10 protein-coding genes are annotated in these 12,463 nt (G+C 34.7%); 7 read left to right on the forward strand and 3 right to left on the reverse strand.

Annotated elements, in window-relative coordinates; all coding sequences use genetic code 11:
* The coding region (locus VLB74_RS06200) for a Dph6-related ATP pyrophosphatase (protein ID WP_473964694.1) at positions 1-157 on the reverse strand (157 nt) is incomplete at its 3' end.
* 75 nt (positions 158-232) lie between these two features.
* Between VLB74_RS06200 and VLB74_RS06205 the strand changes: the two genes are divergently transcribed.
* Both VLB74_RS06205 and VLB74_RS06210 read left to right on the forward strand, forming a co-directional pair.
* A complete protein-coding gene (locus VLB74_RS06205; protein WP_325202590.1) occupies positions 233-2,299 on the forward strand; it encodes a M1 family metallopeptidase in 2,067 nt (688 codons plus the stop codon).
* A gap of 363 nt (positions 2,300-2,662) precedes the next feature.
* Positions 2,663-4,402 (forward strand): hypothetical protein, encoded by a 1,740-nt coding sequence (locus VLB74_RS06210; protein WP_325202591.1) that lies wholly within the window; start codon positions 2,663-2,665, stop codon positions 4,400-4,402.
* 43 nt (positions 4,403-4,445) lie between these two features.
* Here the strand turns inward: VLB74_RS06210 and VLB74_RS06215 are convergent, their stop codons facing one another.
* Positions 4,446-4,964 carry a DUF7935 family protein gene (locus VLB74_RS06215; RefSeq protein ID WP_325202592.1) on the reverse strand — a complete coding sequence of 173 codons (519 nt, stop codon included), beginning with the start codon at positions 4,962-4,964 and terminating at the stop codon, positions 4,446-4,448.
* Positions 4,965-5,060: 96 nt separating this feature from the next.
* On the opposite strand from VLB74_RS06215, the gene VLB74_RS06220 reads away from it, so the two are divergent.
* From VLB74_RS06220 to VLB74_RS06235, 4 genes are all read left to right on the forward strand, one after another.
* Positions 5,061-6,233, forward strand: a complete 1,173-nt coding sequence (locus VLB74_RS06220; RefSeq protein ID WP_325202593.1) for a carboxypeptidase-like regulatory domain-containing protein — start codon at positions 5,061-5,063, stop codon at positions 6,231-6,233.
* Between the two features lie 98 nt (positions 6,234-6,331).
* Complete coding sequence (locus VLB74_RS06225) at positions 6,332-7,510, forward strand: carboxypeptidase-like regulatory domain-containing protein (protein ID WP_325202594.1); 1,179 nt, start codon at positions 6,332-6,334, stop codon at positions 7,508-7,510.
* A gap of 117 nt (positions 7,511-7,627) precedes the next feature.
* Positions 7,628-9,958: an ATP-dependent helicase gene (locus VLB74_RS06230; protein WP_325202595.1), complete on the forward strand. Its 2,331-nt coding sequence runs from the start codon at positions 7,628-7,630 to the stop codon at positions 9,956-9,958.
* Positions 9,959-10,256: 298 nt separating this feature from the next.
* Positions 10,257-10,877, forward strand: coding sequence for an L-threonylcarbamoyladenylate synthase (locus VLB74_RS06235; protein ID WP_325202596.1), 621 nt, complete (start codon positions 10,257-10,259; stop codon positions 10,875-10,877).
* A gap of 203 nt (positions 10,878-11,080) precedes the next feature.
* On the opposite strand, the gene VLB74_RS06240 is transcribed toward VLB74_RS06235, so the two are convergent.
* Positions 11,081-11,845 carry an oxygenase MpaB family protein gene (locus tag VLB74_RS06240; RefSeq protein ID WP_325202597.1) on the reverse strand — a complete coding sequence of 255 codons (765 nt, stop codon included), beginning with the start codon at positions 11,843-11,845 and terminating at the stop codon, positions 11,081-11,083.
* Positions 11,846-12,017: 172 nt separating this feature from the next.
* Between VLB74_RS06240 and VLB74_RS06245 the strand changes: the two genes are divergently transcribed.
* Entirely contained in the window at positions 12,018-12,308 is a 291-nt protein-coding gene (locus tag VLB74_RS06245) for a hypothetical protein (protein ID WP_325202598.1), read from the forward strand.
* Positions 12,309-12,463 lie beyond the last annotated feature (155 nt).

The following is a 12,463-nucleotide window of genomic DNA, read 5'->3' on the forward strand; positions in this document are numbered from 1 at the left end:
GTTCCGCACGTACGCCATGCATGGAAATGCGATTGTATTGTTTGTTCACACTCGTTAGGAGCGAAACAATTTCAATGTCATCATTCTGAAGTGTTTTATATAACGCCAGAGCCGAATCTTTGCCGCTGCTCCAGTTGAAAATGGCTTTCTTTTTCACGAAAATTAATTTGGCCGTAAACTTACTAAAAAGTCCGAAATTCCTTTGTATTTTTGGTTTTCTGATATGAAAAACATGAAATATTTATTCCTGCTCGTTTCCTCATTCGCTTTTGCACAGCAAACCTCAAAAGTCGATTTTATTTCGCTGTACGCCAATCTGACCCCAAATGCTTTGGAAAAATCAATCAGCGGAAATGTTACTTATGATTTTAAGGTGAAATCGAAAATTGACACCATTAAAATTGATGCGATCCGAATGGAATTCAGTGATGTAAAAATCAACGGGAAACCGGTTCTATTTAAAAATTCCGGTAAGAGCCTGAATCTCTTTGAAGGGTTTAAGAAAGGAAAGAATAAGCTGGAATTCTCCTATTCGGCAAAACCAAAGCAAACCATGTATTTCGTTGGTGATTTTTCAACAGGTTCAGGACAGATTTGGACACAAGGTCAAGGGAAATATACTTCGCATTGGTTACCAAGTTTTGATGATGTGAATGAGAAAGTAGTATTTAATATTTCTGCCGAGTTTAGAAATGATTTTACAGTTTTATCGAATGGGGTTTTAAAAAGTACAAGCATGAATTCTAAAGGGAATTTGAAAACCTGGAATTATGAAATGCAAAAGCCGATGAGTTCGTATTTGGTTATGATGGCTATTGGAAAATTTGTGAAGAAGACAGAAACATCAAAATCGGGAACGCTATTAGAGTTTTATCTGAAGGAAGAAGATAAAGACAAATTCCCAACTACCTACAAACATTCAAAAGAGATATTCGAATTTTTTGAGCAGGAAATAGGGGTGAAGTATCCTTGGGAAGTATACCGACAGGTTCCGGTAATGGATTTTTTATACGCTGGAATGGAAAATACCACTTCAACGATCTTTGCGCAGGATTTTGTGGTCGATGAAATCGGATTTAATGATCGTACCTATATGAATGTAAATGCCCACGAATTAGCCCATCAGTGGTTTGGAGACATGGTTACGGCACAATCGGGGAAACATCATTGGCTACAGGAAGGTTTTGCGACATTTTATGCATTATTGGCTGAAAAGAAACTTTTCGGTGAAGACCATTTTAATTTCGAATTGTATCAGACAGCAGAAACATTGCAAAGAGCTTCCAAGGCAGATACGATTCCGCTGCTAAATGAAAAAGCAAGTTCGCTGACATTTTATCAGAAAGGAGCTTGGGCGTTACATTATTTAAGAGCGCATGTTGGCGATAAAAATTTCCAAAAGGCGGTTAATCGTTACCTAAAGAAATTTGGCTTCGAAAATGTGAATACCGATAATTTCCTGGCTGAAATAAATAAAGTTTCAAAATTCGATACCAATGCCTTTAAAAGAAACTGGTTGGAAGCTTCCGGATTTCAGGTCAATGAAGCGTTGGCTATTTTGAAGAAGAATCAATTTATTTCCGATTATCTTGTTTTGTTAGAGCAAACAGAATTGCCGTTTTCAGAAAAGAAAAGCCGTTTTGAAGCCATTTTGAATTCGGATGCTTTTTATCCGATGAAAGAGGAAGTGGTTTATCAGATGAACGAAGTTCCGTTCGAAGAAAAAAAGGACATTCTGATGAAAACAATGCAAACGAACAATGTAAAAGTACGACAAGCTATTGCTTTGACAATGAAGCAAATTCCTTTAGATTTCAAATCGGAATACCTGACGATGTTAAATGATCCGTCTTATTTGACTAGAGAAATGGTGTTTAAAAATTTAATGACACAATTCCCAGATGATCGATTTTCGTTACTAGATCAGACTAAAGACTGGATTGGTTTTAGCGATAAGAATTTGCGAATTACCTGGCTAACATTGGCTTTGGCCACAAAAGACTATCAGTCTGAAAACAAAGTGAAGTTTTATGACGAATTATTAGCTTATACCTCACCTGATTTTGAAGCCAATACAAGACAGAGTGCGATTGTAAATATGTTGTTCCTTAATAAAGCCGATAAAAACGTGTTACCCAATCTTGTAAACGGATTGACGCATCCTAAATGGCAGTTTACCAAATTTTGCCGTGAAAAAATTAGGGAAATGCTCAAACAGGACACATTTAAAAAGTATTTTCAGGAATTGTTGCCTACGTTGCCTGATAATGAAAAGGTTCAGTTGGAACGATTATTTTGAGATTTGTGTACAGCATTCAATTAAAAAAAAAGGAACTCTAATACAATCAAAAATTATTTTTATGGGAAAATTTAAATTATTTTTTGGAGGATTATTAGTGTTCGGATTTGCAATCAGTTGTAATTGTGATGACAGTTCTGTTGATGATGATTTAGGAAGGTCTGCAATTAATGATTAGGTTCATGTGATCGGAAATAATTTATAAAAAAGCCCTGAATCTAAATTCAGGGCTTTTTTGTTGAAAATTAAGGATAGTTTAGAGTGCTGGTGGAAAAATAAATAAGTAATAGTGATTATTGTAAGATTTATACGCAACCTTTCTTCTGAAAAAAGTATCTTTATAAAAACTTAAAAAAGTTATTTATGAGAAAAATCAAATCGGTTATCATAGGATTGTTTACACTTGGGCTTATGGTAGGTTGTAATACTAATGATGACAACCCTAACAATTCGTCAGATGATTTCTCCGAAAATTTCGGAAGTGCGGTTTTCAGAGACTTTATCGGACAAGTGGTAGACCAGAATGGAAATCCAATTCAGAGTGCCGAAGTAAAAATCGGAACCACAACAGCTCAAACCGATCTTAACGGTGTTTTCATAATTAACGGTGCCAATGTACATAATCGATTTGCTTACATCACAGCTAAAAAAACCGGATATATCGATGGTTCAAGAGCAATGGTGCCAACAACCGGAAAGAACAATGTGAAAATCATGCTGATTTCCAATGCTCAGGTTGAAACCATTCAATCGGGTGTAGCCAGCGAAGTGACTTTACCAAACGGAACAAAGGTGAATTTTGATGGTTCTTTTCAGGATGCAAACGGGAACGCTTATTCCGGTTCTGTTCAGGTGTCTATGTTTCATTTAGAATCATCCAATGAAAATCTGAGCAGTTTAATGCCGGGAATGTTATATGCCAAAGACAATAATGGCGACGAAAAAGTTCTGGAAACCTACGGAATGATGAATGTGGAGTTAAAAGGAGATAGCGGACAAAAACTGCAAATCGCAAACGGACATACAGCTCAGATAACGATGGCAATCGATAATGTTCAATTAGCTACTGCACCAAGTTCTATTCCGTTATGGCATTTCGATGAAGTTAAGGGTTATTGGATAGAGGAGGGAAGTGCTCAAAAAGTGGGTAATAATTACGTTGGAACTGTTTCGCACTTTTCGTGGTGGAATTGTGATTATCCTTATGAAACAGTTACTTTAACAATAAATGTGGTAGATACCAACGGAAATCCAGTTCCGCATACTCAACTTGGAATTGGATTCCAGGAGAATGGTTATTTCTTTTATAATTCGACAAATAACTTGGGAGTTGTGAGTGGATTAGTGCCTGCAAATGAAATATTCTACTTGATGCTTAATCCGGATTTCAGTTGTGGAGTTATTCAAAGTACAACAGTTATAGGACCACTAACAGGCGATACCGTTATAACAGTAATAGTTGATCTTGGTGATAATTCGACAGTGTTGAGTGGAGACCTGTTAGATTGTGATAATTCAGGAGTTACTTCCGGATATGTAATGTTATACAATAATAATATTGCTTTTTGTATTCCTGTTATTAATGGCCACTATAGTTACAATTTAATGTTTTGTAATCCGTCATTTTCAATAAGAGGCTTTGATACCAGCACTAATGTCATTTCACAATTGTATAACGGAACATTTACAGATGAAACAACAACTATTGAAAATATTGTAGCTTGTCCCGCTAATTGTGATTATATATTTGAAGGAAGTTATACACTTGTAGTAACTAAATCTGGTACAGGTGAGGTATTTACATTTCCAAATGAAATGATATATAGGGTGGGGGAAAATAGTTATAAAACAACAACAACGGGAAATTTTACTGCTGAATATCTGCAAGTAAGTGATGCGGGATTTTTTTTCAATGTAAACAGCTGTCAGTATATTACAGTACCTGATCAAAGACTAGCTTCTTCTTTCGGAAATGAAGTCAGCGGTTTGAGTTCGAATAATTCAATCGATGGACAAATTATAGATGCTAATAGCTTCCAAATAACGTATCAAATTACATTTACAGGATTGAGAATTTATACAGCAGTCTACACAAGAAACTAATCATATTCAATAAAAAAGCCCTGAAAATTTCAGGGCTTTTTTATTATCCTAGGATTTCAGTAATTTCATTTTTTATAAAGGACAGCGCCAAAACGGTTGGGGATTGACTTTCCATTAAGTCCGTTAAAAGTTTTTCACGTAATTTATCAGCGTTATCAACTTGTAGTGTTGTTTTACGGATGGTTTGAATAACGGTGTTTTTTGCTGTAAGAATTATGTTCCAGCATTCATCCGAAATATAAACCTGCTGCGTTAAATTATGTTCAAATTCCTGCTCGATATGACGGATCAAAAGCGATTCATAGTCATTTTTATCAGTGGAAATCGGACCAATGCGAACCAATAGTTTTCCCGGGTTAATTCGTTCAAGAAATAAAGCCATGCGCTCGTAGGCCTGTAAACGCAATGGCAGAGCTGTTTTTTGAGATTCTTTATGCAAAAGAAAACGTCTGCGCCCTTCTTCGTTTTTCAAATAAGATTGAAAAAAATAATACGCTACACCACCGGTAATGATTGAGGGTAGTGTATAAGCTGCAATATCAATTATTTTAGTGTAATCCATTTTTGGGTTTAATTTTTACAAAAGTAAAAGAATAACAGAATTTAGATTGTATTCTTGAAATCTTTTTCCTTATTTTGTTTACAAGACAGTAAAAATATGAAAAAGTTATTACTGGTTTTTATGTTTTTGATACACTTAAGCGTTTTTTCACAAAACGTCGAGATTACTGTAGCTTTAAAAGACTATGAAACCAATCTGCCCATTGAAGACGCTTCCATAACAGTACTCAATACAAATCAGGGACTTGTAAGTAACATGGAAGGTGTTTTTAAACTCTCTTTGGATAAACCTTCAAAAATAAAAATTTCCCATGCGTCTTATAAGACCATTACTGTCAATTCAGCTTCCTTAAAGTTAAAGGAAAATATAATTTATATGGACCGGAATACTAAAATTTTGGAAGAGGTTATCATCACAACAAAACACCCCCAGGAAATTTTAAAGAAACTGGTCGAGAATTCAAGTGATAAACTGACAATTCCTGTAAATCTTAAAATTTATGTTCGTGAATTCTTTAAGAAAAACGACAAGTATACTTCTTTTAATGACGGTCTTTTGAATTTTTATATTCAGGGGAGGCCAACAAGTGTTAAGACCGATATATTGGTAGAGCAAAACCGTTTTTACGGACTTATAAATGATGAAGTGGATGAAAGTACATTGGGATATAATTTAAATGATATCATAGGTAATTACTACGAATTCAAATATCTGAACAAAGTCGTAGAGGCTTATTCAAAGAAAAAATACGATTACGAAATTAAAACATATCCCAACAATGAAGATTACTACTTAATGAATATCAGGCCATTGCCAAATATTGATGGTTATTACCCCGATTTCTTCATTGTTTATGATTATAAAAAAAATATTATCATTGAAATTAACTCTTCGGTACTGACAGAGCGTTACGAATTTAAAGGAGTAACCGATTTTTTAGTGATTAAAGGAAAAATATTTAATTCGGTTTTTAACGCTACTTATAAATACGACGGAAAAAATTATTATTTATCCAGTTCAAAAGAAGAGATAGGCTTCAAAACAACCAATAAGAAAAAAGAGGAAGAACGTATCGAAGTAAAAAATTATCTGGTTACAACTAACTTCAGCAAAAAGCCGGTTCCTTACGATAAAAGTGATGTCTACAAAGAAAAATCGTTATTCAATAAACGAAATACAATACTGACCAATTATTGGGAATTCGACTCCGGATTAACTCCAACGGAAGAAGAAAAACAAATAATAGAAAGTTTGGCTTCTAAATTATGACGTTAAAAGACATTCAAAACCTGGATGTCTTTTTTATTTCAATTCTGCTTTGATTTGTTATAATAATTTTATTTCTTCGTAAGAAATTAATTATACTTATGAAAGAAAAGTTATTATTGCTAATCTTCTTTGTCTGTACAGTTGTCTCTTTCGCACAAGAAAAAAAAATCACCGTTGTACTGAAAAATGAAAAAAACCAAGAAGTTATTCCGGGAGCTACCGTTAGTGTTGTACATTCCAATCAGGGAGCAGTCAGTAACGAAGATGGAACATTCCGACTTACTTTACAGGCTACTTCCGAAATAGTAATTACACATTTAACATTTAAAACCATTGTACTTTCTTCAGACAATCTGAAATTGGACGAAAATGTTGTTTTTATGCAGGAAAATGATATTCAGATGGAGGAAATGATTATTTCCAAAATACCTATATATCAGGTTCTTTCCGTATTAGTGGATAATTCTGCAAAACGACTGTCAATGCCAATTCATTTAAATACATATTGTCGTGAGTTTATTAAGAATCAAGGTAAATATTCCCGCTTTACAGATGGTTTGGTTGATTTGCATATTAAGGGTAAAGCAAAAAAAGTCGATATTGATGCTATTGCAATTCAAAACAGATCTTATGGATTGAATGAAGATGATCCTACTTCAGAACAGTTAATAGGTTTTAATTTAGATAAGATAATAGAAAACACATATGAATTTAGGGCCCTAAAGAAATTGTGTAACAAGAAAAGCGAGAAGGATTATGATTTTGAAATAAAAAGTAATCCTTCAGATGAGAATATATACATCATCAATATCACGCCTAAAAAAGAGGTTGAGAAACTACTTTATAATTTTAAAGTGGCTTATAACCGTACCGAAAACCTGATTCTTTCCGTAGAATATAAAATAGCGGATTCCCATATTCAGTATTCAAAAGAAATGAATTTATTAATTCTTAAATTTTTAATTAAAAAAGAAAATTTTAAAGCTAATTTTAAATTAGAGAAAGACAGGTATTTCCTTGCCAATACATTTTCGGATGTTTGCTTTAAAGCATGGAATAAAAGAAGTATGAATTATGATCTTGAAGCAAGTAACGCTTTGGTTGTAAAAGGGCATTCTGATGAAAACTTTAGTTATGATAAAAAAGATATCATGAATAAACCGGTTTTGGCGCGAAATGAAAATAATATTAAAAGTAAATATTGGGAATTTGATTCGGGTCTGACACCAACAACCGATGAAGAGAAAATTATCGAAAAATTAGCCGCCAAATCATAAAAATTACACTTAAAGACATTCAAAACTTGAATGTCTTTTTTTTATGGTTATTTTTGTGAATTATAATTTCAAAAAACTAAAAACTAGGTTATTTTGAAACCCAGTGATTCAAATAAAATGCAAAAAATAATAAACCAGCTTAACGAAGCCCAACGTGCTCCCGTACTGCAAAAAGACGGACCAATGATAGTGATTGCGGGTGCCGGTTCCGGAAAAACACGTGTGCTTACGGTTCGTATTGCCAATCTGATTCATCAGGGCGTTGATGCTTTCAATATCTTATCACTTACGTTCACCAATAAAGCGGCACGTGAGATGAAAAAACGTATTACGGATATTGTTGGTCCCGAGGCTAAAAATCTTTGGATGGGAACCTTTCACTCGGTTTTTGCCAAGATTTTGCGTATCGAAGCAGATAAATTAGGATATCCAAGTAATTTCACGATTTATGACGCTCAAGATTCTGTTCGTTTGATCGGACAGATCATTAAAGAGATGCAGCTGGATAAGGATATCTATAAACCAAAGCAGGTTTTCAGTCGTATTTCATCCTATAAAAACAGCCTTATTACAGTAAAAGCATACTTCAATAATCCCGAATTACAGGAAGCTGATGCCATGAGCAAAAAACCTAGAATGGGTGAGATTTACAATCAGTATGTAGAGCGTTGTTTCAAATCCGGAGCCATGGATTTCGATGACTTATTATTGAAAACCAATGAATTATTAAACCGTTTTCCGGATGTATTGGCCAAGTATCAGGATCGTTTTCGTTATATTTTGGTGGATGAGTATCAGGATACCAATCACTCACAGTATCTGATTGTTCGTGCTCTATCCGACAGATTCCAGAATATTTGCGTAGTAGGTGATGATGCGCAGAGTATTTATGCTTTCCGTGGAGCGAATATCAATAACATTTTAAACTTCCAAAAAGATTACGACGGAGTTCAAACGTACCGATTGGAGCAGAATTATCGTTCAACAAAAAATATTGTAGAAGCCGCCAATACGATTATCGATAAGAATAAAACCAAGTTGGACAAAGTGGTTTGGACCGCGAATGATTTCGGACCCAAAATTAAAATCCACCGCAGTTTGACCGATGGGGAAGAAGGCCGTTTTGTAGCTTCCACCATTTTTGAAGAGAAGATGCAAAAGCAAATGATGAACGGACAGTTCGCGATTTTGTATCGTACCAATGCGCAATCCCGAGCCATGGAAGACGCTTTGCGTAAAAGGGATATTCCATACCGAATTTACGGAGGATTGTCATTCTATCAGCGTAAGGAGATTAAGGATGTTTTGTGTTATCTGCGATTGGTAATTAACCCAAAAGATGAAGAGGCTTTAATACGCGTTATCAATTATCCAGCAAGAGGAATAGGTAATTCTACGATTGAAAAATTAACGGTAGCGGCCAATCATTACAAACGTTCCATCTTCGAAGTTATGGAACACATTGAAAAAATTGATTTGAAGCTGACATCGGGAACTAAAAATAAATTGCAGGATTTTGTAATGATGGTTAAGAGTTTTCAGGTCATCAACGAAAATCAGGATGCACTTTATTTGACGGATCATGTAACCAAGAAAACCGGTTTAATTCAGGAACTAAAGAAAGATGCCACTCCGGAAGGTATTGCCCGTATTGAAAATATTGAGGTTTTAATGGGAGGTATCAAAGACTTTATAGAAGGACAGAAAGAAGTTGATGGTGCTCGTGGTGCATTATCAGAATTTCTGGAAGATGTGGCATTAGCTACTGATTTGGACAATGATACCGGTGACGATGATCGAGTAGCATTGATGACTATTCACTTGGCAAAAGGATTGGAATTCCCAACGGTTTTTATCGTTGGTATGGAAGAAGATTTGTTCCCGAGCGCGATGAGTATGAACACCCGAAGCGAACTGGAAGAAGAACGCCGATTGTTTTATGTGGCTTTAACCCGTGCCGAACATCAGGCATATTTAACTTACGCTCAATCGCGTTATCGTTGGGGAAAACTGGTTGACAGCGAACCATCTCGTTTTATTGAAGAAATTGATCCGCAGTATTTAGAATATCTGACGCCGGTTGAAACCAATTACCGTTATAAACCGATGATTAATACCGACATTTTTGGAGATGTGGATAAAACGAAATTGCGTTTGGCAAAACCGGTTGCAGGTACACCTCCTAAATATATTACAGATAATCAGCCGAAACCTGACTTAAATATTCGAAAATTGAAGCCGGTTTCAGGTTCTGCGGCAAGTGGTAAAGCCAATTTGTTTGACGGTAATTTGGCAGTAGGGAATATCGTAATGCACGAACGCTTCGGAAAAGGACAAATCCTGAACATGGAAGGGGCAGGGGCAGACAAAAAAGCCGAAATTAAATTTGAAGTTGGAGGAATCAAGAAACTACTGTTACGTTTCGCGAAGCTGGATATAATTGGTTAAATAATTATAATTGAATATGGGGATGGGGAGTATTTTTAAAAAGGTTAATTGGAAAACATTTTTTATTTTTTTCGTAGTTTTTTCATTGTTGAATGCAGTGTTGATTCCGAAGTTTGTTAGTAACGAACCGATAACTTTGCCACGTATAGTGATATCAATTGTTGTCTCTTCAGTTTTTAGTTTAATAATGAGTTTAACTGTAAAGCCTAAAAGCTCGGAAAATAATTAAAGTAAAAATAGTTTTTAGTAGTGTTTTTCCTTTCTTTTTTCTTGTATCTTTAATCTATATTCTAAAAAAATGGCACAATTCATTAAAATATATCCGCAAAACCCAAGCGAAAAAGAAATCGCAAAGGTGATTAAAGTGCTTAAAGAAGGTGGATTGATTATCTATCCTACGGACACGGTTTATGGTTTGGGATGTGATATTACCAATACAAAAGCTTTGGAACGTATTGCTAAAATCAAAGGAGTAAAACTGGAAAAAGCCAATTTCTCTTTTGTTTGTCATGATTTAAGTAATATTTCCGATTATGTGAAGCAGATTGATACGTCGACGTTTAAAATCCTGAAAAGAGCATTACCGGGTCCATATACATTCATCCTTCCGGGAAATAATAATCTTCCGAAAGAATTCAAAAAGAAAACTACTGTCGGTATTCGTGTTCCTGATCACGAAATTGCTTTGGAAATTGTGCGCCAGCTGGGAAATCCAATTGTTTCCACCTCAATCCATGATGAGGATGAGGTTATCGAGTATACTACGGATCCCGAACTAATCTTCGAAAAATGGCAAAACCTTGTTGATTTGGTTATTGACGGAGGTTATGGAGATAATCACGCCTCAACGATTATCGATTTATCAGAAGGCGAACCGATTGTGATTCGTGAAGGAAAAGGTAGTTTGGATATACTGTAATTTACTGTTCACTTTAAAAATAATACCATTCACTATGTTTATTTTTTTAATTCATTTGATTACAATGAATTTTGAAATGAATTATAAAACGATAGTGTTATGAAATTATTTAAAAAATTTATCTTTCTAACGGTAATGCCGTTGGTTTTGTTCTTTACCATATTATTATTCTGTTTTTAACATTGTTTGAAGGTGTGTAATTTTCAACCAACTTGCACATCCAATTCGTTTATCTGATCTTTATAATCGGAGGGAAGTAGTATATTTTTAATTAGCCAGTCTGTTTTCATGAGTCGGCTGACTTTGTATATTGGAACTATAGGTGTCAGCAAAGAAAAATCACTGAAATCCAATAATTCTTTTACTCTGAACGGGACCACCAGTTTTTGACCTTCAATCAATACTTTGAAACGCATGGTGCCGAGGTGTTTTTTATATTGTTTAAAAAGATCGGCAGTGTATTCACTCTTTTGTAGATTTTCAGCCAAATGCATATCCCTTACCGGTAACCACTCGTTATAGGTTGACGGTAACTCTTTCAATCCCATTCTTATGCCAACGCGATAAAAAACATTGTAGACTTCTTCCTTATCTTCATCACTTAATTTATTTTCGAGCAGTTCGTAGGCAGAAATGGAATAATGAATCAGCATGAAAAGCACATCACGATAAGCCCAATCAGGTATAGTGGTTCCCCGACTTTGTTCTACGGATGTATGTATTTTACGCATGCTGTCAATTGATCTGTTAGCATCATCCATAGACGAAAAAACGATTTTTCTAGCATATTCTACAGTGGAGAACAGCCTTTTTAACGGATCGGAAGGGAGTTTACCCGTGAAATAAAGCCAATCCACCGCTTTATTAAGTGCAAATTCTGCTGATGCACCTGCAAAAATAAAAAGGATGGTATCACTCTTGCCCCAAATTTTTCTAACTACCGAATTCCTTGCTACAAAATATTCCATAACGTGAGATTTATTTTTGCTAAGTTACAAATTGTTTTAAAAATAAAAGTACTTTGTATTTCAAAGTTTATTATATTTGTGAAAGAAATCAGGAGCAATCCAATTAAAGTTTTAAAAGAAGTAAATATCCGATATTAATTAAAAACTAGATAATTATTAAAACTATAAATCTATGATCATGCAAAACAAAAGGCTTTTAGGAATTGTGCTTGTGGTTACAGTTTTATTACTTATTCCATTAATTGCAATGCAGTTTACAGATGAGGTTAACTGGACATTTTCGGATTTTGTGGCAGCAGGGGTTCTGCTATTCGGAACGGGTCTCATGTGTGAGTTTGTAATGAGGAAGGTAAATAAAACGAAGCATAAAGTTGCTCTCTGTGCAGCGCTTCTTTTGCTACTTGCACTTATTTGGATTGAATTGGCTGTGGGTATTTTCGGAACACCGTTTGCCGGATCGTAAAATGAAGGAAGAACTCAGAATTTGAAATTAAATTCATAAACCAATAACCGACAATTTATACTTGTCGGTTTTTTTATTTGTTACAACGATTAATTTATAGAATACAAAAAGTATTACAAAAATTTGTATAATCTTACATTAATATCCTGAAAAAT

Origin of the sequence: Flavobacterium sp., from assembly GCF_035456225.1 — a bacterium.
Classification (GTDB): Bacteria; Bacteroidota; Bacteroidia; order Flavobacteriales; family Flavobacteriaceae; genus Flavobacterium.

Bases quoted from the DNA above. Each gene is read 5' to 3' on its own strand.
- VLB74_RS06205 (WP_325202590.1), top strand. From the start codon at position 233: ATGAAATATTTATTCCTGCTCGTTTCCTCATTCGCTTTTGCACAGCAA.
- VLB74_RS06210 (WP_325202591.1), top strand. From the start codon at position 2,663: ATGAGAAAAATCAAATCGGTTATCATAGGATTGTTTACACTTGGGCTT.
- VLB74_RS06215 (WP_325202592.1), bottom strand. From the start codon at position 4,964: ATGGATTACACTAAAATAATTGATATTGCAGCTTATACACTACCCTCA.
- VLB74_RS06220 (WP_325202593.1), top strand. From the start codon at position 5,061: ATGAAAAAGTTATTACTGGTTTTTATGTTTTTGATACACTTAAGCGTT.
- VLB74_RS06225 (WP_325202594.1), top strand. From the start codon at position 6,332: ATGAAAGAAAAGTTATTATTGCTAATCTTCTTTGTCTGTACAGTTGTC.
- VLB74_RS06230 (WP_325202595.1), top strand. From the start codon at position 7,628: ATGCAAAAAATAATAAACCAGCTTAACGAAGCCCAACGTGCTCCCGTA.
- VLB74_RS06235 (WP_325202596.1), top strand. From the start codon at position 10,257: ATGGCACAATTCATTAAAATATATCCGCAAAACCCAAGCGAAAAAGAA.
- VLB74_RS06240 (WP_325202597.1), bottom strand. From the start codon at position 11,845: ATGGAATATTTTGTAGCAAGGAATTCGGTAGTTAGAAAAATTTGGGGC.
- VLB74_RS06245 (WP_325202598.1), top strand. From the start codon at position 12,018: ATGATCATGCAAAACAAAAGGCTTTTAGGAATTGTGCTTGTGGTTACA.